Source organism: Kribbella sp. VKM Ac-2568 (assembly GCF_004345365.1).
In the GTDB taxonomy this organism is placed as follows: domain Bacteria; phylum Actinomycetota; class Actinomycetes; order Propionibacteriales; family Kribbellaceae; genus Kribbella; species Kribbella orskensis.
On record NZ_SLVF01000004.1, the window covers coordinates 91368 to 117511 of the forward strand.

24 protein-coding genes and 1 pseudogene are annotated in these 26144 nt (G+C 69.0%); 13 read left to right on the top strand and 12 right to left on the bottom strand.

Annotated elements, in window-relative coordinates:
- The 6 genes from EV648_RS11605 to EV648_RS11630 all read right to left on the bottom strand — a co-directional run bounded on the left by EV648_RS11605 (position 1) and on the right by EV648_RS11630 (position 7111).
- Complete coding sequence (locus EV648_RS11605; RefSeq protein WP_132289034.1) at positions 1 to 2463, bottom strand: ABC transporter permease; 2463 nt, start codon at positions 2461 to 2463, stop codon at positions 1 to 3.
- 2 nt (positions 2464 to 2465) lie between these two features.
- Positions 2466 to 3260, bottom strand: a complete 795-nt coding sequence (locus tag EV648_RS11610) for an ABC transporter ATP-binding protein (RefSeq protein ID WP_132289037.1) — start codon at positions 3258 to 3260, stop codon at positions 2466 to 2468.
- A 133-nt stretch (positions 3261 to 3393) separates the two neighbouring features.
- Positions 3394 to 4098, bottom strand: coding sequence for a response regulator transcription factor (locus EV648_RS11615; protein ID WP_255512842.1), 705 nt, complete (start codon positions 4096 to 4098; stop codon positions 3394 to 3396).
- Complete coding sequence (locus EV648_RS11620) at positions 4095 to 5306, bottom strand: sensor histidine kinase (protein WP_132289040.1); 1212 nt, start codon at positions 5304 to 5306, stop codon at positions 4095 to 4097. Before EV648_RS11620 ends, EV648_RS11615 begins: the two co-directional genes overlap by 4 nt.
- A 104-nt stretch (positions 5307 to 5410) precedes the next feature.
- On the bottom strand, positions 5411 to 6013 hold the full coding sequence (locus EV648_RS11625) for a TetR/AcrR family transcriptional regulator (RefSeq protein ID WP_370452711.1): 603 nt from the start codon (positions 6011 to 6013) through the stop codon (positions 5411 to 5413).
- A gap of 102 nt (positions 6014 to 6115) precedes the next feature.
- A complete protein-coding gene (locus tag EV648_RS11630) occupies positions 6116 to 7111 on the bottom strand; it encodes an acyl-CoA desaturase (protein WP_132289046.1) in 996 nt (331 codons plus the stop codon).
- A 395-nt stretch (positions 7112 to 7506) separates the two neighbouring features.
- Between EV648_RS11630 and EV648_RS11635 the strand changes: the two genes are divergently transcribed.
- Positions 7507 to 7893 carry a nitroreductase/quinone reductase family protein gene (locus EV648_RS11635; protein WP_241995061.1) on the top strand — a complete coding sequence of 129 codons (387 nt, stop codon included), beginning with the start codon at positions 7507 to 7509 and terminating at the stop codon, positions 7891 to 7893.
- 91 nt (positions 7894 to 7984) lie between these two features.
- Here the strand turns inward: EV648_RS11635 and EV648_RS45175 are convergent.
- A pseudogene (locus EV648_RS45175) lies at positions 7985 to 8095 on the bottom strand (VOC family protein); the annotation flags it as partial.
- On the opposite strand from EV648_RS45175, the gene EV648_RS42555 reads away from it, so the two are divergent.
- Positions 8089 to 8259, top strand: coding sequence for a hypothetical protein (locus tag EV648_RS42555; protein ID WP_158293967.1), 171 nt, complete (start codon positions 8089 to 8091; stop codon positions 8257 to 8259). The pseudogene EV648_RS45175 and the gene EV648_RS42555 sit on opposite strands and share 7 nt — an antisense overlap.
- Before the next feature lie 235 nt (positions 8260 to 8494).
- Here the strand turns inward: EV648_RS42555 and EV648_RS11645 are convergent, their stop codons facing one another.
- Complete coding sequence (locus EV648_RS11645; protein ID WP_132289052.1) at positions 8495 to 8983, bottom strand: hypothetical protein; 489 nt, start codon at positions 8981 to 8983, stop codon at positions 8495 to 8497.
- Between the two features lie 506 nt (positions 8984 to 9489).
- Here EV648_RS11645 and EV648_RS11650 point away from each other — a divergent pair.
- Positions 9490 to 9693, top strand: a complete 204-nt coding sequence (locus tag EV648_RS11650; protein WP_132289055.1) for a hypothetical protein — start codon at positions 9490 to 9492, stop codon at positions 9691 to 9693.
- An 8-nt stretch (positions 9694 to 9701) separates the two neighbouring features.
- Here EV648_RS11650 and EV648_RS11655 read toward each other — a convergent pair whose 3' ends face one another.
- The gene (locus EV648_RS11655) at positions 9702 to 10235 is read right to left on the bottom strand and encodes a barstar family protein (RefSeq protein ID WP_199234554.1); all 534 of its coding nucleotides are present in this window, start codon (positions 10233 to 10235) and stop codon (positions 9702 to 9704) included.
- Between the two features lie 55 nt (positions 10236 to 10290).
- On the opposite strand from EV648_RS11655, the gene EV648_RS11660 reads away from it, so the two are divergent.
- From EV648_RS11660 to EV648_RS11675, 4 genes are all read left to right on the top strand, one after another.
- Entirely contained in the window at positions 10291 to 11244 is a 954-nt protein-coding gene (locus tag EV648_RS11660) for a GNAT family N-acetyltransferase (RefSeq protein WP_132289058.1), read from the top strand.
- Between the two features lie 102 nt (positions 11245 to 11346).
- Positions 11347 to 12639 (top strand): hypothetical protein, encoded by a 1293-nt coding sequence (locus EV648_RS11665; RefSeq protein ID WP_241995062.1) that lies wholly within the window; start codon positions 11347 to 11349, stop codon positions 12637 to 12639.
- Positions 12640 to 12735: 96 nt separating this feature from the next.
- Positions 12736 to 14223 (top strand): bifunctional UDP-N-acetylglucosamine diphosphorylase/glucosamine-1-phosphate N-acetyltransferase GlmU, encoded by a 1488-nt coding sequence (gene glmU / locus EV648_RS11670; protein ID WP_132289061.1) that lies wholly within the window; start codon positions 12736 to 12738, stop codon positions 14221 to 14223.
- Complete coding sequence (locus EV648_RS11675) at positions 14220 to 15200, top strand: ribose-phosphate diphosphokinase (protein ID WP_132289064.1); 981 nt, start codon at positions 14220 to 14222, stop codon at positions 15198 to 15200. Before glmU ends, EV648_RS11675 begins: the two co-directional genes overlap by 4 nt.
- Positions 15201 to 15203: 3 nt before the next feature.
- Here EV648_RS11675 and EV648_RS11680 read toward each other — a convergent pair whose 3' ends face one another.
- On the bottom strand, positions 15204 to 15869 hold the full coding sequence (locus tag EV648_RS11680) for a hypothetical protein (protein WP_158293968.1): 666 nt from the start codon (positions 15867 to 15869) through the stop codon (positions 15204 to 15206).
- A gap of 139 nt (positions 15870 to 16008) precedes the next feature.
- Between EV648_RS11680 and EV648_RS11685 the strand changes: the two genes are divergently transcribed.
- Genes EV648_RS11685 through EV648_RS11695 form a run of 3 tightly spaced genes read left to right on the top strand, consistent with a single transcriptional unit; the run spans position 16009 to position 19396 of the window.
- Positions 16009 to 17982 (top strand): sensor histidine kinase, encoded by a 1974-nt coding sequence (locus EV648_RS11685; RefSeq protein WP_158293969.1) that lies wholly within the window; start codon positions 16009 to 16011, stop codon positions 17980 to 17982.
- Positions 17970 to 18611 carry a response regulator transcription factor gene (locus tag EV648_RS11690; protein ID WP_132289073.1) on the top strand — a complete coding sequence of 214 codons (642 nt, stop codon included), beginning with the start codon at positions 17970 to 17972 and terminating at the stop codon, positions 18609 to 18611. The genes EV648_RS11685 and EV648_RS11690 overlap by 13 nt, the downstream gene beginning before the upstream one ends.
- Positions 18612 to 18634: 23 nt before the next feature.
- A complete protein-coding gene (locus tag EV648_RS11695; protein ID WP_132289076.1) occupies positions 18635 to 19396 on the top strand; it encodes a DUF1932 domain-containing protein in 762 nt (253 codons plus the stop codon).
- Here the strand turns inward: EV648_RS11695 and EV648_RS11700 are convergent.
- Both EV648_RS11700 and EV648_RS11705 read right to left on the bottom strand, forming a co-directional pair.
- Positions 19389 to 20057: a hypothetical protein gene (locus EV648_RS11700; RefSeq protein ID WP_132289079.1), complete on the bottom strand. Its 669-nt coding sequence runs from the start codon at positions 20055 to 20057 to the stop codon at positions 19389 to 19391. The genes EV648_RS11695 and EV648_RS11700 overlap by 8 nt on opposite strands.
- Before the next feature lie 9 nt (positions 20058 to 20066).
- Positions 20067 to 20930: a cobalamin-binding protein gene (locus EV648_RS11705; RefSeq protein WP_132289082.1), complete on the bottom strand. Its 864-nt coding sequence runs from the start codon at positions 20928 to 20930 to the stop codon at positions 20067 to 20069.
- A gap of 304 nt (positions 20931 to 21234) precedes the next feature.
- Between EV648_RS11705 and EV648_RS11710 the strand changes: the two genes are divergently transcribed.
- From EV648_RS11710 to mfd, 3 genes are read left to right on the top strand one after another with little or no spacing between them, the layout of a single operon-like run.
- Positions 21235 to 21882, top strand: a complete 648-nt coding sequence (locus EV648_RS11710; protein ID WP_132289085.1) for a 50S ribosomal protein L25/general stress protein Ctc — start codon at positions 21235 to 21237, stop codon at positions 21880 to 21882.
- 39 nt (positions 21883 to 21921) lie between these two features.
- Positions 21922 to 22497 carry an aminoacyl-tRNA hydrolase gene (gene pth, locus EV648_RS11715; protein ID WP_132289088.1) on the top strand — a complete coding sequence of 192 codons (576 nt, stop codon included), beginning with the start codon at positions 21922 to 21924 and terminating at the stop codon, positions 22495 to 22497.
- A gap of 13 nt (positions 22498 to 22510) precedes the next feature.
- Positions 22511 to 26134 carry a transcription-repair coupling factor gene (gene mfd / locus EV648_RS11720; RefSeq protein ID WP_132289091.1) on the top strand — a complete coding sequence of 1208 codons (3624 nt, stop codon included), beginning with the start codon at positions 22511 to 22513 and terminating at the stop codon, positions 26132 to 26134.
- Positions 26135 to 26144: the final 10 nt, after the last annotated feature.

Sequence of the window (26144 nt, forward strand, 5' to 3'; positions counted from 1 at the left end):
CTACTCGGTGGCGAGTGCCCCGGCCGGTGCGACCTTGGCGGCGCGCCGGGCGGGGAGGACCGAGGCGAGCAGACCGGCCACGGCCGCGACCAGCGCGATCGTCAGCAGCAGCCGGCCCGGTACGGCGTACTGGATGCCGCCGTCGCCGACCTGGGCACCCATCAGCGCGGCCGTTCCGGTCCAGCCGTAGATCAGGCCGAGCACGATGCCCAGGCCTGCCGCGACGAGTGCCATCAGCAACGACTCGACCGCGAGCATGCCCCGCAGTTGCCGTCGCGTCAGGCCCATCGCCCGGAGCAGGGCGTTCTCGCGGGTCCGTTCCAGTACCGACAGGCTGAGCGTGTTGCCGACGCCGACCAGCGCGATCAGCACCGAGACCCCGAGCAGTCCGACCGCGACGAGCAGCAGCACGTCGAACACCTTGGTGTAGAAGCTCCGCTCGGCCAGACCGCCGGAGATGCTCAGGCTCTTCACCGTCGGGAGCGACTGCTTGAGCTCGTCGATCACCTTGGGGCCGTCGGCCTTCGGGTCGGAGGCGAGCCAGTAACCCTTCACCTCCGCGTTCGGTGCGAGCTTCTGCAGGTCGGTCTGGGTGACGGTGATCGGCTCCAGTCCCTTGGCCTGGAGGACCCTGAGGGTGAGCTTCTCCTTGCCCGAGACGATGGTGACGGTCGAGCCGTCCTGCACCTCGAGCATGGACATCGTGTTGCGGTCGAGCAGCGCCGTACCGGGCTGCAACTGGTTGACCAGCGTCAGGCTGTGGATCACCGAACCCGCGGTCGCCTGGTCGATCCCGGCGATCTCCAGCGTCTCGGCGCCGGACTTGACCGTCGCGGTCCTGACCGGCACCACCTGGGTGATGCCCTTGATGTCCGCGAGCTGCCTGGCCGCGGTGGCCGGCATCTTCTCGTCGTACACCTTGAGCGTGACGTCGACCGGGTACTCCTTGTCCATCGTGACGTCGAACGTCTTGCGGACCGAGGCGATCCCGACGCAGGTGAGGCTGATCAGCGTGACGCCGATCAGCAGCGCCGACGTGGTCGCGGCGGTCCGCCGCGGGTTCCGGACGGCGTTGGCGACAGCGATCCGCGCGGGCACCCCACCGCTCCGCGCGGGCAACGCGCCCAGCAACCTGACCAGAGCGGGCACCAGCAGCGAGCCGATGGCGAGGACTCCGAGGAAGGAGCTCAGGCCGCCGGCCACCCCGGCGATCACCTGGTTCGACTGCGCTCCGAGGGCCAGCAGCGCACCGCCGCCGGCCAGCAGGAGGAAGCCGAAGACCAAGCGCACGACGCCGGCCCTGGACTTGGCGACCGGGGCCGCCTCAGGTCGGAGCGCGGCCAGCGGAGCGACCCGGGTCGCCCGTCGCGCCGGTACGACGGCCGCCGCGATCGTCGCGATCGTGCCGATCAGCAGCGGGACGAAGACCGACGCCAGGTCGAGGTGCAAGTCGATCGGCGGCAGGCCCCAGTCGAAGGTCCGGGCCAGCGTCAGCGCGATCGCGGACAGCGCGACGCCGAGGACCACACCGATGCCGGAGGCGACCAGACCGACGACGCTCGCCTCGGCCAGTACCGAGGAGAACACCTGCCGGCGGGACGCGCCGACGCATCGCAGCAGCGCCATCTCGCGGGTCCGCTGGGTGATCACGATGGTGAAGGTGTTGGCGATCACCAGGCAGGCGACGAACAGGGCGATCACGGCGAACATGCCGAACACACCGCCGAGCACGTCGATGCCATGAGTGAGGCTCTGCACCTCGCGCTCGAGCCAGGCGTCGCCGGTGTAGATCTTCAGGCCTTTGTTCACGACCCCGCCGATCGCAGCGGTCAGGGCCGCCTGGCTCACACCAGGAGCGGCCGCGGCCTTGATGTAGTTGATGTCGCCCTGCGGCTCGAAGGTGTGCACGGTCTCGGCCGTCGCGACCGCGTTCGCCCCACCGACCGAGGAGCTGTCGTCGAGCAGACCGACCACTGTCACAGTCCAGTGCTTGTCGTCGTACGAGGTGACCGTCAACTGCTGGCCGAGGACGACCTTGTACTTGTCGGCCAGCCCTGCCGGCAGCGCGAGCTCGTTCTTTGCCTCCGGCAACCGCCCGGAGATGGTGGTCGGGCCGGCGATCCGGGAGGTGTCGTACCGGGCGTCGATGCCGAGCGAGTTCGCCCGCACCTGGCCGGCCCACGCGACCTGCAGGTAGGCGGTGGTGTCAGCGATGACGGAGGCGGCCTGCGGCAGCTTCTTGACCGCGGCCAGGTCGGCCGGCGAGATCGAGGCCTGTTCTGATGCGATCACCGCGTCGACCCCGGCGTTCTGCTTGCCGATGGTCTCGTCGATGCCGTGCGTGGCCGAGGCGTGCACGGTCATCGCCAGGGTGCCGAACCCGACACCCAGCACGATCGCCAGGCAGGCGGCGACCAGGCGGCCGAGGTGGGCGCGCAGGGAGGAGAGGATCGAGTGTCGCACGGTCAGGCCCCCAGCTGCCGCAGCGCGCCGAGCACGGTCTCCGGCGTCGGGTCCAGCAGCTCACCCGCGAGCTTGCCGTCGGCAAGCATCACCACACGGTCGGCGTACGACGCCGCCAGCGGGTCGTGGGTGACCATCACCACGGTCTGGCCGAACTCCCGGACCGAGCGGCGCAGGAAGCCGAGCACCTCGGCGCCGGACCGCGAGTCCAGGTTGCCCGTCGGCTCGTCGGCGAACACCACCTCGGGGCGGCCGACCAACGCACGGGCCACAGCGACCCGCTGCTGCTGACCGCCCGACAGCTCCGACGGTCGGTGGGTCAGCCGGTCCTGCAGGCCGAGTACGTCGATCAGCGTAGCCATCCACTGCTGGTCGGGCTTGCGGCCGCCGAGTTCCAGCGGCAGCAGGATGTTGTCCTTCGCCGACAGCATCGGCAGCAGGTTGAACGACTGGAAGACGAAGCCGATCCGGTCCCGCCGGATCCTGGTCAGCTCCGCGTCCGGCAACTGGGTCAGCTCGGTCTCACCGAGCAGCACCTGACCGGAGGTCGGCGTGTCCAGCCCGGCCAGACAGTGCATCAGGGTCGACTTGCCGGACCCGGACGGGCCCATGATCGCGGTGAACCGGCCGACGCCGAAGTCGACCGACACCCCGTCGAGCGCCGCCACCGCGGTATCGCCCTGGCCGTAGACCTTGCGCAGCTCGTGGGCGCGGATCGCCGTCCGCAGGGTGCCGTCCTGCGGCAGACGGCCGAGCGGCAGGTCGTCGACAGGCAGGTCGCCGGTCTGGATCGTCATCGTTCTCCTCGAAGTGCTCGGGGGCGAGACGTTCTCACCCACACTCCGAAAGTTAGTGACGAGCCACCCCGAAAGAGTCGGACCACAGAATGGACTCGGCGTACGACCTGGGTCGTACTAGCTCGCTGACCGCTCAGCTGTGTGGCTTGACGATGCCGGTCTCGTAGCCGAGGACTACCAGGGCGACGCGGTCGCGGAGCCCGGTCTTGGCCAGGATCCGGCCGATGTGCGTCTTTACTGTTGCCTCGGACAACGTGAAGAGCTGGGCGATCTCGGTGTTCGACAGGCCGCGGGCCACCTCGACGAGCACCTCGCGCTCGCGGGCGGTCAGGGCGGCCAGGTCGGGCCGCTCGCGCTCGTCGTCCGGCAGCGCTCCGGCGAAGTGCTCGAGCAGCCGGCGCGTAGTACTGGGGGAGACGACGGCGTCGCCCGAGCGCACCTGCCGGATCGCCGACAACAGGTCGGCCGGCGGGGTGTTCTTCAGCAGGAACCCGGCCGCCCCGGCCTTGATCGCGGCGAACGCGTACTCGTCGAGGTCGAACGTGGTGAGCACGATCACTCTGGGGGCCTGGGGCAACGACTGGAGCTGCCGGGTCGCCTCGACGCCGTCCAGCCGGGGCATCCGGACGTCCATCAGCACCACGTCGCTCGCGGTCACCCGGAGCTTCTCCAGCGCCTCGCCGCCGTCACCGGCCTGACCGACCACCCGCATGTCGGGCTGGGAGTCCACCAGCATGGTGAATCCGGCCCGGACCAGCTCCTGGTCGTCCACCAGGAACACGCGGATCACGTCGTCGGTCTTGGCGTCGGACGGGGCATCGGGGATGGCGCCGGTCACTGATCTCCTCCAGCGGGAAGGTTGTACGGCAGCTTGGCGATCACCTCGTAACCACCGCCCGCCTTCGGTCCGGCGTTCACCGTACCGCCGGAGATGGAGGCGCGTTGCCGCATCCCGACCAGGCCGTGACCCGGGTCGCTGCTCGGCGCGACGCCGGCACCGCGGCCGTCGTCGGTGACCACGACGGTCAGCATCTCCCGGCCGAAGTCCAGATGGACGGACGTCCGCGCCCCCGGCCCGGCGTGTTTCAGCGTGTTGGTCAGCCCCTCCTGCACGATCCGGTACGCCGTCAGTCCGAGCAGCGCGGGTAGATCCCGCGGCGTGCCGGTGACCTGGTAGTCCACCGAGAGCCCGGCGTCGCGGACGTTGTCGATCAGCTCGGGCAGGGAGGAGACGCCGGGCTGCGGGCGTGGCTGGTTCGGATCGAGCGGTGCTGAACCGTCCTGGGGTTGCGCGTCCTGCTTGAGCAGGCCGAGCATCTTGCGCATCTCGGTCAACGAGGCGCGGCCGGTGTCGCCGATGGTGGCGAGCGCCTTCTTCGCCTGCTCGGGGGACGCGTCCGCGGCGTACAGACCCCCGTCGGCCTGCACGATCATGATCGACAACCCGTGCGCGACGACGTCGTGGATCTCCCGCGCGATCCGGGTCCGCTCGTTCGACACGGCGAGCTTGGCCTCGCGATCCCGGTCCCTCTCGAGTTGGGCCGCGCGCTCTTCCAGCTGAGCGACGTACAGGCCTCTGGTCCGGCGGCGCTCGCCGAACGCCCAGACCCCGAAGACCAGCGCGCCGAGAGCCACCATCATGGTGATCTGCTGACGCCAGTCGGAGTTGCCGTAGTACCGAGCGGTCGCCATCAGTACGCCGAGGCCGCCGACACCCAGGGCGATCCGGCTGTAGCGGACCGCGCCGTACACGGAGATCGTGTAGAGCGCGACGAGCAGGCCGACGTTGCCCGCCTGCAGGCGGGCGCCGCTGAGCCACTGCAGCACGGCCACGGCCGAGACGCTGAAGAAGACGAGCTCGGGGTGGGTCCGGCGCCAGATCAGCGGGACCAGCATCGCCACCCCGAGGAGGCCGGCGTACTGATCCTGCGCGAGCGACAGGAACCCGAAGAAGAGTGTCAGTCCGCCGGCCAGCAACAGGTCGAACGCCTTGCTGTGCTGAGCGACGCGGCGGGGCGTCAGGATTCCGCTCAAGGTCCCCGTCATGTCGGCCAGGGTACGGGGAACCGCCGCCCGCCGGGTCATGCCACGGGCGGATATCTCCGTCCTACCCCGGTCTACCTATCTGCTTGTGCTTTGTGCTGCGGGGTCTATTTGTGCGGCCGGGTGGAGAGCGTCGGCTTCGCCTCGAGGCCGGACAGGCCGTTCCAGGCCAGGTTGACCAGGTGAGCTGCGACGTCAGGTTTCTTCGGCCGGCGTACGTCGAGCCACCACTGCCCGGTCAGCGCGACCATGCCGACCAGCATCTGCGCGTACATCGGGGCGAACTTCGGGTCCAGCCCGCGGCGCTTGAACTCCTCGGCCAGGATGTGCTCCACCCGGGTGCCGACGTCGCTGAGGATCGAGATGAACGACCCGCTGGACGAGCCGACGGGGGAGTCGCGGACCAGGATCCGGAACCCGTCGGAGGAGTTCTCGATGTAGTCGAGCAGGGCGAGCGCCGCCTGCTCCACCAACTCGTGCGCACGACCCGCCGTCAGCGACGCGGTCACCGTGTCGAGCAGGCTGCGGACCTCCCGGTCCACGACCACGGCGTACAGGCCTTCCTTGCCGCCGAAGTGCTCGTACACGACCGGCTTGGAGACCTCGGCGCGGGCCGCGATCTCCTCCACCGAGGTCGCCTCGAAGCCCTTCTGGGCGAACAGCCCCCGGGCGATGACGATGAGTTGTTCACGACGCTCGGCACTGGTCATCCGGACCCTGGTCGAGCGCCGGGGTTTGGGTTCCGTCACGTCGAGATCACGTCAGCATCATGCCGTACAGAGGGGGTGACGGGTGGGAGATTAACGGCCCGCTCAGGCTGCCGCTTGGTCCACAGCGGTCACCCGCCGCGCTTCGAGACGTTCCTTGACCGGCCAGCGGACGTCCGAGACCCAGCCCATCTTCTCGAAGAACCAGATGCATCGGGCGGACGTGTCCAGCTGTCCCTTCAGTACTCCGTGCCGCGCGCAGGTCGGGTCGGAGTGGTGCAGGTTGTGCCACGACTCGCCCTGGCTCAGGATCGCCAGCCACCAGACGTTGCCGGACTTGTCCCGGCTCTTGAACGGGCGGTCGCCGATCGTGTGGCAGATCGAGTTGATCGACCAGGTGACGTGGTGCAGCAGCGCGATCCGGACCAGGCTCGCCCAGAAGAAGGCGGTCAGCGCGCCCTCGATCGACCAGGACCACAGCCCGCCGATGACGGCCGGCGCGAACAGCGAGCCCAGCACCAGGAAGGGGAACATCCGCGACACCTTGACGACGTCGCGGTCCTTCAGCAGGTCGGGTGCGTACTGCCGCTGCGGGGTCTGCTCGGTATCGAAGAGCCAGCCGATGTGCGCGTGCAGGAAGCCCTTGGTCAGGGCGCCGAGGCTGGTGCCGTACTTCCACGGGCTGTGCGGGTCGCCGTCGCGGTCGGAGAACTTGTGGTGCTTGCGGTGGTCGGCCACCCAGCGCACCACCGGCCCCTCGATCGCGAGCGACCCGGCGATCGCCAGCACGTACTTGAGCGGGCGGTTCGGCTTGAACGACTTGTGCGTGAAGTACCGGTGGAAGCCGATCGAGATGCCGTGCCCGGCGATCGTGTAGAAGACCACCGCGATCACGATGTCGCGCCAGCCGAGGAATCCGCCCCAGGCGATCGGTACCGCCGCCAGCACCGCCAGGAACGGGATCCCGATGAACAACGCGAGCGCGACCTGCTCCCAGGGCCGTTTCTGCTCACCCCCGAGCGTTCCGGTCTCGACGTCGAAGTCGTCGCCCTGCTGGGCGCGGGTGGGCGCCTCCGGTGCGGCTACGGCGGGTGGGGTCATCGTGGTATCCCTCTGGGTGGAGGACGGCTTACCTACGCAACCGTAACCTACGGCACCGTAGGTAGGGAACCCCTCGCGTGTCGTCGACCTCACCCATGGCAGACTGTCCGGGCGAACATCGCGATCCCCCGTGGGGTAATCGGCAGCCCGCGAGACTTTGAATCTCGAAGATCTGGATCGAAACCAGGCGGGGGAGCACCACAAACCCCCAGGTCAGAACGTCTCTGACCTGGGGGTTCTGTCATCTCATGGACGCCGGCGTCGGTGCCTCGTAGGCTCGCTCTCGTCGAGCCGGGGAGGGACCGATGGTGTCTGACGATCGGAAGCGGGCTGTGCGGCTACCGCCACGCTGGTTCGTCCGGCTCGCGTGGTCTACGCACCGGGCGATTTGTCGTGTGAGCGGCGGCCGGTTTGGGTTGTGGCGCCCGAAGCCCGGTCGCTGGGGCACAGCTCGGCTGACGACGATCGGCCGCCGCTCCGGCCGGACGCACCAGGTGATCATCGGCTACTTCGAGGACGGCCCGAGCGTGGTAACCCTGGCCATGAATGGCTGGGCAGACGGAGAACCAGCCTGGTGGCTGAACCTCCAGGCGAACCCCGACACATCCGTCGAACTGCCCAGCGAGACCCGCCAGGTACGAGCCCGCGCCGCCGAGGGCGAAGAACGCTCCCGCCTGTGGTCCAAGTGGCGCGAAATCGACACCAAACTAGACGCCTACGCCTCCCTCCGCTCGACCGAAACCGCAGTAGTAGTCCTGGAACCCAGAACCGAACCCTCGTAAGCCTCTCGCCAACCCCGGGATCGGCTGGGCTCCCCGTATGCTGCTCGCCCCAGCGGATGATGACGAAGTCGGCCGGATCCCCGAAGGTGTCAAGCAGTTCGAAGTCGAGCACCTCTGTATAGAACCTGATGCTGGCCTGGAGATCAGAGACGTTCAGAATCGGATTGATGTGGACAAGCGCACCGCCTGTTGAACTTGGCATTCTCAATCCAGGAAGAGGCAGAGTGGGTGGCCGGCGGGGTCGAGGATTACTCGGAGGTCGGGGCGGTCTTGAGGGCCGGCGAGGGTGCCGCCGAGGGAGTGGGCGAGGTTGACGGCTTCGGCCAGGGCGGTCTGGCCGGCTTCCTCGGTGTACTCGGCGCCTGAGTTGACAGCTGAAGGCCGTCGGCCGCGTCCAGCCAGCGGCGGTACCAGCGGGCGAATCCGAGCGGCCGCCCGTTGTCGAGCAGCGGGCGGCTCAGGTACAGCAGCCCGACCGAATGCGCAGGCTTGTAGACGATTGCGTCGTACTGCGTGGTACTCGCTGGGCAGCTCGACCTTGAGCTGTGCCTCCACCTCGGCGAGCTCATCCGCCCCAGCGGCAGCTCAATCTCCCGGCAAGTCAGTGCGCAGCGTGCCCGGCGGTTCTTTCGTGGTCCTCCTCTACGAAGGGGACCTTGCTGACGCAGTGGTGGTATTGCTCGACGGCTTCGTCTATCGAGAGGTGGCCGTAATGGAGCGACGTCATCACCGCTTCCAGTTCGGTATTGCACACCTCCGCGGCGGCGATGCGGGCGGTCAAGTCGTGCGTCTTGCTCAGATTGGCCGAAATGACCGACACCAGTGAAACGATCAAGGCGGCAATGCAGAGTGGTCGCCATACGCCTGCCGCAGTGCTCAAGGACAGTTCCTGCTTCATGGTGTCGGTGAACCCCACACCGCCCAGGGCCGGGCCCGCGACGAATACGGCCGCCAGCGCACTGCTGACGATGCTGACGTTGGTGAGCCGGTTGCGGCGCGGCCGGACCTCGTGCAGGAAGGCGGTGATGCCTGCCCGCCGGTCTTCGATCTGCGTCAGTAATTCTTCCCGATTTCTAGGATCGTCGGACATCCTGTCTCTCCCCCAAGTTGCTGTCTGCCGGGTGCGCGATCAACGGCGGGCCTATGGTTGCTGGGCCGGACGGCAGGGGCGGAGCCGACGACGCGGAACCCGTCGTCCCTTCTGAAGTCTTGCACTGTTGTCCCATTTTTGCTATAAGCCGTCGCGCTGGCAACTGCATTTCTCCGGTAAATCCGAAAGGTCTCTCACAAAGGTCGCGATGGCGACTTATTGATCGTTCAGCAAAACCAGTAGTTGACTGTCGGGCCCTGCGACGCGAGCCCGCCGCCCATTGCTTCGTACAGGGATCGGGCGGCGATATTTTCGGCGCCGGTTGTCAGGAACATCTTGGTGGCGCCCGCTCGAGTGCCTGTCGTCATGAAGGCCTGGAGGAGTGCCTGGCAGCGGTTGGTCAGGCATCACAATCTGCGGAGTCACCGGCACCTGAGGTCGTGGCGGGTGGGAGCGGGAGCGCGGATACTCAAGGCTTGGGTTGTGTCCGGGGTCAGGAGCAGGCGATGAGATGGGTTCTGCGGGTCGTTCTCCTGCTCGGTGGCCTGGCTCTCTGCGTCATCGGCGTCAGCGCTGCCACCAAGCTCTTCCGCGACACCCTCGACAGCCCGCGCGCTCTGATCGCCGTCCTTGCTCTCATCACCTTCCTAGGCGGCGCAGTAGTAATAGGCGCAGTAATCAACGACATCCGCCACGACCGCCCCAAATAAGGCCTGTACTACGGGTGCCGGGCGGAGTCGAGCCACTCGATGGGGTTCCAGGGGATGGGGGTAGCTCCTACCGGGGTGAGCACCAGGTCGGGGTTGTCTGATTGGACCAGGCAGAGGAGGCGGTGGCCGATCAGGAGGGCGTGGCGGGCCTGGACGGCGAAGACGTCCAGGAGATGGTGGGCGAGGGCCGGGTCCGCGGTCGCGAAGGCGTCGTAGTGCTCCAGGACCAGGACGAGGCCGGTGTCGTCGTCGGTCCAGCCGAGATCGCCGGCGGCAACGTCGCTGAGGCTGTCGTTCAGCGCCGCGAGGTTGCGTCCGTAGTACTCGGGGAAGTCGAGGGCAAGAGACAACCCGTCGTGAAGGTCGTCGTCGCTCCGCCATCCGGAGGTGTCCACCCGGACGACCTGGTAGCCGTGTTTGGCCAGCCAGCCCGTCGTCTTGTTCAACACCTCCGGCTGCCAGAACAGAGTCACGGACCCGTTGGCCATCAGCTGATAGTCCAACGTCTGCTCTACCTGCACACTCCGCTCGAACACAGCCACCCGGAAACCGTAGCCGAGCCCTGGCCAGCAGGCTGGGGCGCGACCACCATGAGGCATGCAGACCACCGCTGTACTGCCTGAGGGGTTGACGGTTCGGGCGCCGGAGGTTGGTGATGCCGAGGCGATCTTCGGACTGGTCTCGGCGTACAACACGGGGCTGGTCGGGTTGCCCGACTGCACCCTGGCGCAGGTCGGAGAAGGCATCGCGGATCCTGGGTTCGACTGCGCGGCCGACGGGTGGCTGGTGATCGCCGAGGATGGGGCGCCGGTGGGTTACGGGACGACGTTCGGCCGGGTCGGTCGCCAGTCGATCGAGATCCAGCTGACCTCAACGGTGCCCGGCGTCGCGGCCTGGTTGTTCGATCGCACGATGCTGCGGGCCGACGAGATGGGACGTGAGGCCGGGCATGCCGAGATCACCGTCGACACCTTCGTCTACCGCGACGACGAGAGCTTGCGGGCCCTGCTGTCGGAACATGCCTTCACCACCGGTACGACGTACCACCGGATGCGGGTCGATCACACCGGACCGGTCGAGGCTCCGGAGGTGCCGGACGGCGTCGTGGTTCGTCGGGGAGCGCCCGACGCGGCTACCCAATGGGTCGCGCACGAGCTCATCATCGACACTTTCCGCGGCCAGTACGGCTTCAGCCCCAGGCCGCACGACGAGTGGGTGGAGATGCGCGACGCCAGTTCCAGTTGGTCCCAGCTCACCCTGCTGGAGATCGACGGCCGGGCGGTCGCCGTCCGCGACTGCAGCGACGACTTCCTCGGCGAGAACTGCGGACACGTCGGCATGCTCGGCGTACTCGAGGAGTTCCGGGGCCGCGGCCTCGCGAAGTTCCTCTTGCGGGACGCCTTCGCCCTCGACGCGGCAGCCGGCCGCGACGGCACGATCCTCCTCGTCGACACCAACAACCCCACCCCGGCCCTGGACCTCTACCTCTCCGTCGGCTTCACCCCGACCCTCGTGTTCGAGGGCTGGCAGCGAACCCTCCCCGTCAGCTGAGTTTGTCAGCGGGGTGGAGGTGGGTGAGGATGGGCCCGCGTTCGTGGAGAGGGCGGTGGGATGCCTGAGGTCTGGGCGGCGGTACGTCGCTGGGTGGCGTCTGTGGGGCCCGACTTGTGGCCGGTTCTGGTCGCCGTGGCTGTAGTGGTCGGGAGCTTGTCCCTTGCCATCACGCCGGTCGGCAGGGACATCGACCTGACCAGCGCGGCCCTGCACGGCAGCACCCTGCGTGACGTGCGACCCAGCCGGACCGGCGAGGTGAATCCCACCCTCGCGGCAGCGGTGGACGCGAGTCTGGCGCGGCGGGGGATCGCAGTGCAGACGAACAACCTGCCGCTGTTCCTGCGGGATGTGACGCCCGCGTTGAAGGCGAAGCAGGCGCGGCTCTTCCAGAACCTCCAGGCCGTCGGCATGAGCGCGATCTACCGCCGAGCCGAGCCTTGGAGCAACTACGAGGCCGTACGCCGGTTCGGTCCCGCGACCGGCACGTTCCGCGTCACCATGCGGTACGTCCTGACCGGAAGCAGGTTGCCGCAGGCGTCGACGGATGTCGGGTATACGTACACGCTGAAGCGCGGCCGCCTCTACCTGGTCGCCGACAACGACCTCGACGAGGCGATCGGGTCCAACCGGCAGCCCTGGGACTTCGGCCGTATTCAGGTGGTCCGCCGGACCAACGTCGTCGTCATCGTGGACCGAGGGCAGCGCGCACTCGCCCTGAGGCTGGCCGAGGAGACCGTCCGATCGGCGCAGCAGGTCCGCAAGCTGTGGCCCGGCCTTCTGCAGACCGTCCCGTTCGTCGTCGCGATGAAGACCCCGGAGGTGCTGACCGACCTCCCCGCGACGACGACCGCGACCGCGACCTCGAACGCCGCGGGCAACGAGCCGGCCAGCGTCCGCCCGATGCCGAGTTCGCTGATCGGGAACGAGCGGCCCTCCGGTGGCTGGGTGGTGATCCGGCCGGGCGCTCAGCGCAGTTTCGACTCGGCCCAGATGGAGCACGTCCTGATGCACCTCCTCCCGGTCCGCCTAGGCGACGGCGCGCCGCGCTGGCTCGCGGAAGGCATGGCCGAGTACGCCGGGAAGCTGGCACTCGTCAGAGCCGGGCATTCCACCGGTGTCGCCCGCGAACGCCAGGAGATCAGCACCCGGGTGCTCGGGGAGCTCACCAGGTTGCCCACAGGTCACGAGTTCACCGCTACGGACAGTTACGGGATCAGCTGGCTCGCGGTCGAGCAGCTGATCAAGCTGGTCGGCATCAAGCCCGTCACGGAGTACTACCGGCAGGTCGCCCGGCGCGGGTACAACGAGGCGGCCCGGGACCGCCTGATGAAGGAGTACACCGGCTTCACCGAGGCGCGGCTGGTGGAGTCACTGCGAAGCCTCGCGAGCTGAGCAAGTAGGCTTGCGCAGGCACCGTTTCGAGTGCCCTGAGAGTTGCACTGACAGAAGTTCCACCCGAACTCGCCGGGAACTCGAGGAGAAGACCGCGTGACTTCCCACCGTCCTGCGGCGGTCATCATCATGGCCGCCGGTCAGGGGACTCGGATGAAATCCGCGACCCCCAAGGTTCTGCACGAGATCGGCGGGCGCAGCCTCGTCGGGCACGCGGTGGTCACCGCCCGTGCACTCGTGCCCGAGCATCTGGTCGTGGTGGTCGGCACCGGCCGGGAACTGGTCGAGGCACACCTGGCCGAGATCGACCCGGACGTGCGGACCGCCGTCCAGGAGCAGCAGCTGGGCACGGGCGACGCCGTCCGCTCCGGGCTCACCGCCGTACCGGAAGGCTTCGAGGGGGCGGTCATCGTCACGTCGGGTGACGTCCCGCTGCTCCAGCCGGAGACGCTGCAGGAGCTCGTCGCCGAGCACGACCGCAGCGGCAACGCGGTCACCGTGCTGACCGCCCGCGTCCCGGACCCGACCGGCTACGGCCGGATCATCCCCGCGGACGACGGCAGCGTGGCGGGCATCGTCGAGCACAAGGACGCGACGCCCGATCAGCGCCAGATCGACGAGATCAACGCCGGCATCTACGCCTTCGACGCGGCGACCCTGCGCGACGGTCTGAGCCGGATCACCACCGACAACGCGCAGGGTGAGCTGTACCTGACCGACGTGCTGGCGATCGCCGGAGGCGACGGCAAGCGCGTCGGCGCGTACGTCACCGAGGACGCGATGCAGACCGAGGGCGTGAACGACCGGGTTCAGCTCGCCACCCTCCGCGCCGAGCTGAACCGTCGCACGCTCGACCAGCTGATGCGCGACGGCGTGACCGTGGTCGACCCGAACACCACCTGGGTCGACCAGACCGTCACCATCGAGCGCGACGTCACCCTGCTGCCGAACACCCAGCTGCACGGCGCGACCACCGTCGCCTCCGGCGCCCGGATCGGCCCGGACACGACGCTGACCGACGTACAGATCGGTGAAGGCGCGACGATCATCCGGTGCCACGGCTCGAGCTCGGTGATCGGCGCGGGCGCCTCCGTCGGTCCGTTCGCCTACCTCAGGCCCGGTACGTCGCTGGGCGTCGCCGCGAAGATCGGCACCTTCGTCGAGACCAAGAACACCTCGATCGCGGACGGCGCCAAGGTTCCGCACCTCACGTACGCCGGTGACGCCACCATCGGCGAGGGCGCGAACGTCGGCGCCGGCACCATCTTCGCCAACTACGACGGGGTCGCGAAGCACCGCAGCATCGTCGGGAAGCACTCCTTCATCGGCAGCAACTCGGTGCTGGTCGCGCCCGCGAACATCGCCGACGGCGCGTACATCGCGGCTGGTACGGCGCTGACCGAGGCCGTCGGCCCGGGCGAGATCGCCGTGGCGCGTGGCAAGCAGCGCAACATCGCCGGCTGGGTGGCTCGCAAGCGCGCCGGCACCAAGACCGCCAAGGCCGCCGAAGATGCGCAAGCGGCTGCGCAGGACGGCTCGCCGGGTGACACTGGCGGGGAGGCACAACGGGAGGCGCGGTCATGAGCGGCATGAAACGGACCACCGAGAAGAACCTGATGGTGTTCTCCGGGCGGGCCCACCCGGGCCTGGCCGAGGAGGTCGCCGAGCAGCTCGGCGCCGGCCTGGTGCCGACGTCGGCGTACGACTTCGCCAACGGGGAGATCTACGTCCGGTTCGAGGAGTCGGTCCGGGGCAGCGACGCGTTCGTGATCCAGAGCCACACCTCGCCGATCAACGAGTGGATCATGGAGCAGCTGATCATGGTCGACGCGCTGAAGCGGGCGTCGGCCAAGCGGATTACGGTGGTGCTGCCGTTCTACGGGTACGCCAGGCAGGACAAGAAGCACCGCGGCCGGGAGCCGATCTCGGCCCGGCTGATGGCGGACCTGTTCAAGACCGCGGGCGCGAACCGGCTGATCTGCGTCGACCTGCACACCTCGCAGATCCAGGGCTTCTTCGACGGCCCGGTGGACCACCTGATGGCGCTGCCGATCCTGAGCGGCTACGTCCGGGACAAGTACGGCGACCAGCAGCTGGCCGTGGTCTCGCCGGACGCCGGCCGGATCAAGGTGGCCGAGCAGTGGTCGGCCCGGCTGAACAACGCGCCGCTGGCCTTCATCCACAAGACCCGCGACATCGACCGGCCGAACGAGACCGTCGCGAACCGCGTCGTCGGTGAGGTCGAGGGCAGGGTCTGCATCCTGGTCGACGACATGATCGACACGGGTGGCACCATCTGCAAGGCCGCCGACGCGCTGATGGACGCCGGCGCCGCGGGCGTCGTGATCGCCGCGACCCATGCGATCCTGTCCGGCCCGGCGGTCGACCGGCTGAAGAACTGCCAGGCCAGCGAAGTGATCGTCACCAACACGCTGCCGATCCCGCCCGAACGCCGGTTCGACAAGCTGAACATCCTGTCCATCGCCCCGCTGATCAGCCAGGCGATCCGCGAGGTCTTCGAGGACGGCTCCGTCACCAAGCTCTTCGACGGCCGCGCCTGACCCTCACTGACCTGCTCGGCGCCACGCGTAGTAGCTGGTGCCGAGCGCCGCGGCAGTCATTGGTACCGCGGTGGCCAGCCCGGCGATTCCGTTGCCGGGGACGACGAAGGTCGCCACGATCGTCAGCCAGAGCAGCGGGATCCACCGCGGCACGGCCCGGGAGCGCCACAGCCCGACCACCTGGACGACGGTGCCCAGGGCAACGAGCAACGAGCCGATCATCAACGGCACGAACAGGTGCGCCCAGTCGTCGTTGATCTTCTCGATCAGGCCGGCATCCACGCCTGGCGCCGTCGCGAAGTAGTACGCGGCGGCCCACCCCGCCACCCCGGTGGCGTACAGCGCGGTACCGATCCACATCATCACGCCGCCGACGGTGGCCCACCGGGCGCCGCGGCGGCGGACCAGGAACGTCGTGAGCAGGGCCTGGGCCGGCACGTTGAGGACCAGCATCGAGCTGAGGGCCAGCAGCAGCCCCCACCACATTGCTCGGTCCGGCTGGATGTCGGAATAGGCGTAGGTATCGCCTCCGGCGGCCGGTTCGGGCCACAGCAGCCCGCCGCCCACAGCGATGAGCGATGTTGCGGAGAACAGGACCGCGACCAGCCCCACACGGTTGCGTGTGACCGGGTCTGTGACGGTCTGGGTGCGAACGGTATCGACGGACATCGGGAACCTCCTCCGGGGATTCGATCTGACCTGCTCAGCAAAGCCCGGGAGACCCTGCCGGCACATCGGAGCGAGCCCGGGCTTCCATCTCCGTGCTGACTCGGAGCCGCCCGACAGCAAACGGTCTTACCCTGACGACATGCGGTGGCCGCGATGGGCGACGCTCGGCACCTTCCTGCTCGTTCTGGCGATGCTGGCGGGCAGCATCTGGCTGCTGATGACCCATGAGACCGGCCAGCACACCGCCCGGAACTTCGCCGTTCTCGGCGCGATCAGTACTGCGATCGCGGTTCTAGGGCTGGTGATCAGCCGACGGGTTCCAGACAACGTCGTCGGACCGCTGTTGACCTTGGTCGGCGCGATAGCGATGTACCTCGCGGCCCGGGACGTCTACTACAACGTGGTGCTCGCCGATCCAGGCGCGTTGCCGCTCGACAGCCGCGTGGTGGCCGTGCTCGACGAGAGCGGTTGGTGGCTGCCGATCGTGGTTGCCATGGTCCTGCTGCACTTCCCGGACGGCCGTCTGCCGAGCAAGCGCTGGCGGGTGGTCGCGGTCGCCATGGTGGCGCTCGGCATCGCGCAGCAGGCGTTTGGCGCTGTGGCGACCACCCCGTTCCTCGCGCCTCTGCAAGATCTGCCCAGGCCGTTCGGTCCGCCCTCGCCACTCGTGGAGGCGCTGGGCCTGGTCTGCTTCTGCCTGATGATCGCGCTGCTGGTGGCGTCGGGCATCTCGCTCTTCGTGCGCTTCCGCCGCTCCACCGGTGCGCCGAGGGCCCAGCTGAAGTGGCTCTCGCTCGCAGGTCTCGCCGCCGTCGTCTACCCCTTTGTCTGTCTCACCGAGATCGTGGTCACGGGTGACACCGGCCTGGTCTCCACCGTCTTCGGCATCGCCACCCTGATCGCCTTGCCCGCGTCGGTTGCCGTCGCCATGCTGCGCCACGACCTGTACGACGTGGACCGCGTGCTGGCGGACACCGTCACCTACGGGATCGTGATGGTGGTTCTCCTCGGCACCTACGCGGTGACCGCGCTGACTCTCGGGTTGTTCCTAGGCAAGGGCTCGGCGACGGCCGCAGCGGCTGCCACCGCGGCGTGCGCGCTGGTCCTTTCACCGTTGCGAGCACGTCTGCAACGCGTGGTGGATCGCCGGCTCTACCCGCCGCGTCGTGCCGCTCTCCTGGCGATCGAAGACCTTCAGTGGCGGATCCACAGCGAGCAAGCCCAGCCGGAAGAGCTGGAGAAGGCCCTGCAGATCGCACTGAGGGATCCGTCGCTCCGGGTCGGTCTGCTCGTGCCCGGCTCGTCCGGCTTCATCGACGCCACCGGCGCCCCCGTGGGAACCACCGGCGCCGTGCCAGTCATGCTCGGCGGAGTACAGATCGGAGTACTGGCGTCGTCCGGGGCGAGCGGTCCCGCAGTACTGAAGGCTGTTGCGATCGGGGCGGCGAGCCTGGTCGAGGTGACCAGGTTGCGGGCAGAGTTGGCCGGGGCATTGCGGGAGGTCGAGGCCAGCCGGTCGCGGCTCGTCCAGGCGGGGGACGAGGAGCGGCGACGGCTGGAGCGCGATCTGCACGACGGTGCTCAGCAGCGGCTCGTGTCCCTCGGTATGGCGATGCGGCTGGCTCAGCGGCATCTGGACGACGGCACGGTCGACGTGAACGGCCTGCTGGACCAGGGCGTCGCCGAACTGGCCACCGCGATCGCCGAGCTGCGGCAGATCGCACACGGGCTGCGGCCGACGAGCCTCGACGACGGCCTGCACGCGGCGCTGAGCGCGATCACACAGACCCTGCCGATCCCGGTCCAGCTCCACATCTGCCCTGGCCGGCTCCCGGACGACCTGGCGACCACCGCGTACTTCGTCGCCGCGGAGGCGGTCACCAACGCGGCGAAATACTCGCAGGCGACCTCGATCGCGGTCCGCGTGGCGCAGTCGGACGACGACGTACGGGTCCGGGTCGAGGACGACGGGTGCGGCGGCGCGACGCCGAGACCCGGTTCCGGGCTGAGCGGCCTGGTCGACCGGGTCGCCGCGGTCGGCGGCTCCCTGTCGATGCACAGCCCGGCCGGACGCGGTACGACGATCGAGGCGGTGCTGCCGTGCGGATCGTGATCGGCGAGGACTCGGCGCTCTTCCGCGAGGGCCTCGCGCGCTTGCTGGTGGACGCGGGGCACGACGTCGTCGGCCGCGCGGGTGACGCCGAGACCCTGCTGACGGTGGTCGGCGAAACCGGTCCCGACCTCGCCGTGATCGACATCCGGATGCCACCCGATCACACCGACGACGGCGCCCGTGCCGCCCGGCGGCTGCGGGTCAGCCATCCGCGGATGGGGATCGTGCTGCTCTCCCAGCACATCGAGACCCGCCATTCGGTCGAGCTGGTCAGCTCCGGCGGGTTCGGCTACCTGCTCAAGGACAGAGTGCTGGACGTGGACCAGTTCCTCGACGCGCTGAGCAGGGTCGCGGCCGGCGGGTCCGCGCTGGACCCGGAGGTGGTGGGCCGGCTGATCGGCCGCCCGCACGCCGACGACCGGCTCGGGCCGCTGACGCCGCGGGAGCGCGAGGTACTGGCGCTGATGGCCGAGGGGTGCACCAACGTCGGGATCGGCCGCCGGCTCTGGCTCAACGAGCGGACCGTGGAGACCCACGTCGGCAACATCATGGCCAAGCTCGGCCTGGTCTCGAACGCCGAGGACCACCGCCGGGTGCTCGCCGTACTGGCCTATCTTGGTCAGACCTAGTGTCCCGAGGATCGGATGTCCTGATGCGGATCGCTGTCTTCCACCCTGGCGCGATGGGGTCCCAGCTCGCGGCGCAGTTGGTTGCCGCCGGCCATGAAGTCCACTGGGTGCCGGAGGGCCGCAGTACGGCGTCCGTGGAGCGGGCGGAGGCCGCCGGCCTGATCGGTACGCCGTTCGCCGAGGCGGTGGGATCCGCCGAGGTCGTGCTGTGTTCGTGTGCTCCTCAGGGCGCGGTGGACGTCGCCAAGCAGGTGGGCGCCGCGGGGTTCGCCGGGCTCTACATCGAGGCCAACCCGCTGTCGCCGAAGTCGCTCGAGGAAGCCCAGGCCGTACTGCCCGAGGCGACGTTCATCGACGCCGGCGTGGTCGGGCCGCCGCCCAAAGGTGGACCGAGCCCGACGCATCTGATGTTGTCGGGCTCCGCCGCGCAGCAGGCCGCTGACCTTTGGGTGGGAACCGCCGTGACTCCGATGGTCGTCGGGGACCAGGTCGGCGCCGCGAGCGCAGCCAAATCAGCGTATGCGCTCTACAACAAGGGCAAGGCGGCGCTCGCCGTACTGGCCTTCGAACTGGCGGCGAAGCACGGCGTGACGGACGCGTTGACGGCTCAGCAGGTCCGTCAGGACGCCGAATCGCTGAAGGACCCCGCGCTGCCCGAGAACCTCACGAGCGTGGCCTGGCGCTGGGGACCCGAGTTCGACGAGCTCGCCGAGACCCTCGACGCCGCCGGCCTCGAAGGTGACGCCGCCCGCGGGCTGCGTCAGGTGTGGACCAGGCTCAGCTGACCATGCGGCCGTAGTCCCTGAGGACGAACGGCGGGATCAGGTCGATCAGCCTGTTCATCGCCTCCAGCCGGGCCAGGGCGTCCGGCACAGTCCAGGAGCCGGTGCCCCAGCTGACCAGCGCATTACCGGCGAACTGCCACTCCAGGCCGGGGTTGTAGAGCATCCACTCCATCATCCGGGGATGCAGCACGGCGTGCGCGTACCGGTCGTCGGCGCAGCTGATCCGGAAGGTGTCGTTGAACACCTTGCTCTCCAGTTCGAGGTCGCGGCCGCCGACCATCCGCTTGAACCCAGAGTCCTTCGTCAGCGTCAGCGGCGGCAGCGCCACCGGCAGGTTGAGGGCGACCAGGTGGACCTGGTGGGTGGTCGTGGTGGTGGTCTCCCCGTTGCTGCTGGTCGTCGTATACGTGTAGTCCAGCGCGCACATCCCGCGGCCGCGGAAGTCTCCGGCGACCATCTCGCCCGGCCTGCCCCGCTGGTACACCCGGCCCGCCACCTCGGACAGCCACGGGCTCGGCGGCACATGGAACCAGCCGTACTGCGCGGCCGCGTGCGCTCGGGCCCTGAGGAAGTCCCGCCGCCGCCCGGCGACCCAGAGGACCAGGCCGATGATCGCGGCGAACGGCACCCCGAAGAAGGCCAGCATCAAGAGAGCGGACATCTGGCGAATTTAGCGGAGACGCCGGGCCACTCCGGGATCCACAGTCCCGTCGTGAAGTAGCCCGGCGAGCGCCTCCACACCATCCACCAGCCGCGGCCCCGGCCTCGCGAAGCACCCGTTCGCATCCACAGCCCACACCGGTACGCCGCTGGGCAGCACGCCGCGATCGAGCAGATCCAGGGTCAGCGAGGTGGCTCCCTCGAGGTCGAATCCGCAGGGCGCGGACACGATCACGTCGGGCCGCGCGCCTTCGATCGTGGGCCAGGTGGTCCGGACGGAGCGCAGACCGGTGCTGCCGAGCACACTCACCCCGCCGGCGAGCTCGATCATCTCGGGGATCCAGTGCCCCGGCGCGAAGGGCGGGTCGGTCCACTCGAGCAGCATCACCCGGGTGTCACCTTCGGTGCGGGCGGCGGCGAGGCGCCGGCGGAGCCCGTCGACCAGGGGACCGGCCGGGCGCTTGACGGCCTTCCCGATCAGTTCGATGGAGTCGAACACCTCGTCCAGGTCGTGCGGGTCGGTCGTCAGCACCTCGGCGGTGCAGCCCAGGTAGGACAGCGCCTCCTCGACGTCGGCCACATCGAGGGCGCACACCGCGCACAGGTCCTGGGTGATCACCAGGTCGGGATCGAGGTCGCGCAGCGCGTCGCGGTCGAGCTTGTAGAGGTCCTCGCCGGCGGCCACCCGGGCCCGGACCGCGGCGTCGATCCCGGCCGGGTCGAGGTTCTCGGGCAGGTTGCTGGTCGACACGATCCGGCGGGTCCGTGCGTCGGCCGGATAGTCGCACTCGAAGGTGACACCGCGGACGTCCGCCCCGGCGCCGAGGGCGAAACAGGTCTCGGTCGCGGACGGCAGCAGCGAGACGATTCTCATGGTCCGACGGTATGCCCGCGGGCGGCGCTGGGCACGCCTGGTGATGGCGAGTGATCGCAGGTGACCGGTGGGAGAACGGATTTCCTGTCTGAGGCCAAGCGTGGGTAGACTGTTTTGGTTGCCTCGGCGAGGGACGCCCCCCGGACAAAAGTCGGTCATGACGCAGCTCGTGACGACCTGGCGGGAGCGGCTCCGTGATCGACGCGGTGGTTCGTTGCCTGACGCCTTACCGGAGTCAAGACGTGCCCGCTGAGGCCAGCAACCGACAACAGATCACCGCAACGCTTTTGAGGGAGTTCATCTCGTGGCCGAGGTCAAGATCCAAGCCGAGTCGCGCACGGAGTTCGGCAAGGGTGCTGCCCGCCGAATCCGCCGGGACCACAAGGTGCCCGCCGTTCTGTACGGCCACGGCACGGACCCGGTGCACATCACGCTGCCCGGTCACGACACCATGCTGGCGCTGAAGACCGCGAACGCCCTGCTGCTGATCGAGGTCGAGGGCAGCGAGAGCCTGCTGGCGCTGCCGAAGCAGGTCCAGCGTGACCCGATCAAGAACACCATCGAGCACGTCGACCTGGTGATCGTGAAGCGTGGCGAGAAGGTCCAGGTCGAGATCGCCGTGCACATCGAGGGCGAGGCCGTCAGCGAGACCCTGGTCGTGGTCGAGAACCCGAACATCCTGGTCGAGGCCGAGGCCACCCACATCCCGGACGGCGTCGTCGTGTCCGTCGAGGGCCTGGACGTCGGCGCCCAGATCCACGCGTCCGACCTGAAGCTGCCCGCCGGCACCACGCTGGCCATCGACCCGGACACCCTGGTCGTCAACGTGACCGCGGCCCAGACCGCCGAGCAGGTCGACGCCGAGCTGGCCGACGCCGAGGCCGAGGCCGGCATCGAGCGGGACGAGCCGGAGGCCGCCGCCGACGAGTCGGTCGCCGCCGCGGCCGAGTAAGTAGCTGCACCCATAGTTTCAACAGGAGGGCCGGGATCCGTGGCGGACGACGTGTGGTTGGTCGTCGGGCTGGGGAATCCCGGCCCTTCCTATGCCAAGACCCGGCACAACGTCGGCCAGATGGTGGCCGACGAGCTGGTCGCCCGGGTCGGCGGCCGCTGGAAGCAGCACAAGGAGGCCAAGGCCGAGGTGGTCGAGGCCCGGATCCGCGGGATCCGGGCGGTGCTGGCCAAGCCGCGGTCGTACATGAACGAGTCCGGCGGCCCGGTCTCCGGGCTGCTGAAGTTCTTCAAGGTCGAGCCGGCCGGGCTGGTCGTGATCCACGACGAGCTCGACCTCGACTTCGGCACCCTGCGGGCCAAGTCCGGCGGTGGCGACAACGGGCACAACGGGCTGAAGTCGATCCGTAAATCGCTTGGCACCGGTGACTACTATCGAATCCGGTTCGGCGTGGGGCGTCCGCCCGGCCGGCAGAACCCCGCCGACTTCGTGCTGAACGAGTTCTCCTCGACCGAACGCAAGGATCTGCCGTTCGCGGTGGACCGGACCGCTGACGCGGTCGAATCACTCCTGACCGATGGTCTCGAGGTCACCCAAAGCAAGTACAACTCGTGAGGTTGGACAACTCGTGAAACTGGCCGGTCTGGTCGACACCCTGATCACCGATCCGGTGGTGTCCGAGGCCGTTCGTGACGCCCGGGCCGATGGCGTCACGACGCTCGACCTGAGCGCTCCCGGGCCGATCCGCCCGGTGCTGATGGCTGCCCTGGCGGCCCAGCGGGGCGCGGACCGCCCGATCCTGGCGGTGACTGCCACTTTCCGCGAGGCCGAGGAGCTCACCGAGGCACTGCAGTGCCTGGTGGAGCCCGGCACGGTCGCCTACTACCCGGCTTGGGAGACCCTGCCGCACGAGCGCCTGTCGCCCCGGTCGGACACGGTCGGCCGGCGTCTCGCCGTACTGCGGCGCCTGGTGCACCCGGATCCGTCGGACGAGACCACCGGGCCGATCAAGATCCTGGTGGCTCCGGTCCGGTCGGTGCTGCAGCCGCAGGTGGCCGGGCTGGCGGACCTGCGGCCGGTCCAGCTGCACGTCGGTGACTCGATGGAACTCGAGGACGTCGTCGAGCGGCTCGCCGGGGCGGCGTACCACCGGGTCGACCTGGTCGAGCGGCGCGGCGAGTTCGCGGTCCGCGGCGGCATCATCGACGTCTTCCCGCCGACCGAGGAGCACCCGCTGCGGGTGGACTTCTTCGGCGACGACGTGGAGGAGATCCGGTACTTCGCGGTCGCGGACCAGCGGTCCCTGGAGATCGCCGAGCACGGGCTGTGGGCCCCACCCTGCCGCGAGTTGTTGCTCACCGACGAGGTGCGCGCCCGCGCCGCGGTGCTGGCCAAGGAGCACCCGGAGCTGTCCGAGCTGTTCGAGAAGCTCGCCGAGGGCCACGCGGTCGAGGGGATGGAGTCGCTCGCGCCCGTCCTCGTCGACGAGATGGAACTGCTGGTCGACCTGATGCCCGCGGGCACCCACGTGGTGGTCAGCGACCCCGAGCGGGTCCGTGCCCGGGCGCACGATCTGGTCGCCACCAGCCAGGAGTTCCTGGAGGCGTCCTGGGCCGCTGCCGCAGGTGGTGGCGACGCTCCGATCGACCTGGGCGCGGCGGCGTACATGTCGCTGGCCGACGTCCGGTCGCACGCGCTCGGCAAGGGTCTTGCCTGGTGGAGCATGTCGCCGTTCTCGGCGGCACCTGCGGACGCGCCTGAGCTGCGGGACTCGATGGGGGAGCGGATCTCCTTCGACATCGACCCCGACGCCGGCGCGGTGCGCAGTCGCGCGATCGCGGCGCACGAGGTCGACCCGTACCGCGGTGAGACCGCCGCCGCCGTCGAGGACGTCCGGGCCTGGCTGCGGGACGGCTGGCGGGTCGTCTGCGTGACCGAGGGCCACGGGCCGGCCCAGCGCCTCGCCGAGGTGTTCTCCGAGGCCGAGCTGCCCGCGCGCACCGTCGACAGCATCGACGGCATCCCGGACCCGGGTGTCGTGCAGATCTCGCAGGGCCAGCTCGAGCGCGGCTTCATTGCCGAGGGCATCAAGTTCGCGGTGCTCACCGAGAACGACCTGGCCGGCCAGCGCAGCGCGGCCGAACGGCGTTCGCAGCAACGGATGCCGAGCCGCCGGAAGAAGGCCGTCGACCCGCTGGAGCTCGCCGGCGGCGACTACGTCGTGCACGAGCAGCACGGCGTCGGTCGCTACGTCGAGATGATGCAGCGCACCGTCGGCACCGGCGCGCAGAAGGCCACCCGCGAGTACATCGTGATCGAGTTCGCGCCGAGCAAGCGGGGCCAGCCCGGCGACCGGCTGTACGTGCCGACCGACCAGCTCGACCAGGTCACCCGGTACGTCGGTGGCGAGCAGCCCTCCCTCGACAAGATGGGTGGCGGCGACTGGGCCAAGCGCAAGGGCCGGGCCCGCAAGGCGGTCCGCCAGATCGCCGGCGAGCTGATCAAGCTGTACGCCGCGCGCCAGGCGACCAAGGGGCACGCGTTCGCCAGGGATACCCCCTGGCAGCGTGAACTAGAGGACGCGTTCCCGTTCGTGGAGACGCCCGACCAGCTGGCCACCATCGACGACGTGAAGCACGACATGGAACTCGTCACGCCGATGGACCGGATCGTCTGCGGTGACGTCGGCTACGGCAAGACCGAGATCGCCGTACGGGCTGCCTTCAAGGCGGCTCAGGACGGCAAGCAGGTCGCGGTACTGGTGCCGACCACCCTGCTGGTCCAGCAGCACTACGCGACGTTCTCCGAGCGGTACGCGGCGTTCCCGGTCAATGTGGCCCCGCTCTCGCGGTTCCAGACCGACAAGGAGGCCAAGGCGACCCTCGACGGTCTGGCCGACGGCACGGTGGACGTGGTGATCGGTACCCACCGGCTGCTCAGCGGCGAGGTCCAGTTCAAGGATCTCGGCCTGGTGATCGTCGACGAGGAGCAGCGCTTCGGTGTCGAGCACAAGGAGCAGCTGAAGCAGTTGCGGACCGCGGTCGACGTGCTGACCATGTCCGCGACGCCGATCCCGCGCACCCTGGAGATGTCGATCACCGGCATCCGGGAGATGTCTACCATCGCCACCCCGCCGGAGGAGCGGCACCCGGTGCTGACCTTCGTCGGCGCCTACGAAGAGGGCCAGGTGACCGCCGCGATCCGGCGCGAGCTGCTCCGTGAGGGTCAGGTCTTCTTCGTCCACAACCGGGTGAACACGATCGAGAAGGCGGCCGCCCGGATCCGCCAGCTGGTCCCGGAGGCCCGGGTCTCGGTGGCCCACGGCCAGATGCCCGAGCACCAGCTCGAGCAGGTCATCCAGGGCTTCTGGGAGAAGGAGTCCGACGTCATCGTCTGTACGACGATCGTCGAGTCCGGGATCGACATCTCGAACGCGAACACGCTGATCGTCGAGCGGTCCGACCTGCTCGGCCTGTCCCAGCTGCACCAGCTCCGCGGCCGGGTCGGCCGCGGCCGCGAGCGCGCCTACGCGTACTTCTTCTTCCCGCCGGAGAAGCCGCTCACGGAGACCGCGCACGACCGGCTCGCCACCATCGCGCAGCACGCCGACCTCGGCGCGGGTATGCAGGTCGCGATGAAGGACCTGGAGATCCGCGGCGCCGGCAACCTGCTCGGTGGCGAGCAGTCCGGGCACATCGCCGACGTCGGGTTCGACCTGTACGTCCGGCTGGTCGGCGAGGCCGTCGCGGAGTACCGCGGTGACACCCAGGCCGAGGAGCCCGAGGTCAAGATCGAGCTGCCGATCGACGCGCACCTGCCGCACGACTACGTGCCCTCGCAACGCCTCCGGCTGGAGATGTACCAGCGGCTGGCCGCGGTCCGGGACGCCGACGCCATTGCCGAACTGGTCGAGGAACTGCACGACCGGTACGGCGACATCCCGCGGCCGGTGCTCAACCTGATCGAGGTCGCGAAGTTCCGCGACCACGCCCGTAAGGCCGGTCTGCACGACGTCACCCTGCAGGGCAATCTGATCCGGTTCGGCCCGGTCGAGCTCGCCGACTCGAAGGTGCTCCGGCTGAACAGGCTGTACCCGAAGAGTCTGGTCAAGCCGCAACTGCGTACGATCCTGGTGCCGAGACCTGCCACCCGGCCGGTCGCCGGTCAGCCGCTCCGCGACCAGGAGTTGCTGCAGTGGTGCACCCGGTTGATCGACGACGTGATCGCCGAGCCGGTCGCGGTAGGAACCTGACACGAGCATG

Bases quoted from the DNA above. Each gene is read 5' to 3' on its own strand.
- EV648_RS11610 (WP_132289037.1), bottom strand. From the start codon at position 3,260: ATGACGATCCAGACCGGCGACCTGCCTGTCGACGACCTGCCGCTCGGC.
- EV648_RS11620 (WP_132289040.1), bottom strand. From the start codon at position 5,306: ATGACGGGGACCTTGAGCGGAATCCTGACGCCCCGCCGCGTCGCTCAG.
- EV648_RS11625 (WP_370452711.1), bottom strand. From the start codon at position 6,013: ATGACCAGTGCCGAGCGTCGTGAACAACTCATCGTCATCGCCCGGGGG.
- EV648_RS11630 (WP_132289046.1), bottom strand. From the start codon at position 7,111: ATGACCCCACCCGCCGTAGCCGCACCGGAGGCGCCCACCCGCGCCCAG.
- EV648_RS11645 (WP_132289052.1), bottom strand. From the start codon at position 8,983: ATGTCCGACGATCCTAGAAATCGGGAAGAATTACTGACGCAGATCGAA.
- EV648_RS11650 (WP_132289055.1), top strand. From the start codon at position 9,490: ATGAGATGGGTTCTGCGGGTCGTTCTCCTGCTCGGTGGCCTGGCTCTC.
- EV648_RS11660 (WP_132289058.1), top strand. From the start codon at position 10,291: ATGCAGACCACCGCTGTACTGCCTGAGGGGTTGACGGTTCGGGCGCCG.
- EV648_RS11675 (WP_132289064.1), top strand. From the start codon at position 14,220: ATGAGCGGCATGAAACGGACCACCGAGAAGAACCTGATGGTGTTCTCC.
- EV648_RS11680 (WP_158293968.1), bottom strand. From the start codon at position 15,869: ATGTCCGTCGATACCGTTCGCACCCAGACCGTCACAGACCCGGTCACA.
- EV648_RS11685 (WP_158293969.1), top strand. From the start codon at position 16,009: ATGCGGTGGCCGCGATGGGCGACGCTCGGCACCTTCCTGCTCGTTCTG.
- EV648_RS11695 (WP_132289076.1), top strand. From the start codon at position 18,635: ATGCGGATCGCTGTCTTCCACCCTGGCGCGATGGGGTCCCAGCTCGCG.
- EV648_RS11700 (WP_132289079.1), bottom strand. From the start codon at position 20,057: ATGTCCGCTCTCTTGATGCTGGCCTTCTTCGGGGTGCCGTTCGCCGCG.
- EV648_RS11705 (WP_132289082.1), bottom strand. From the start codon at position 20,930: ATGAGAATCGTCTCGCTGCTGCCGTCCGCGACCGAGACCTGTTTCGCC.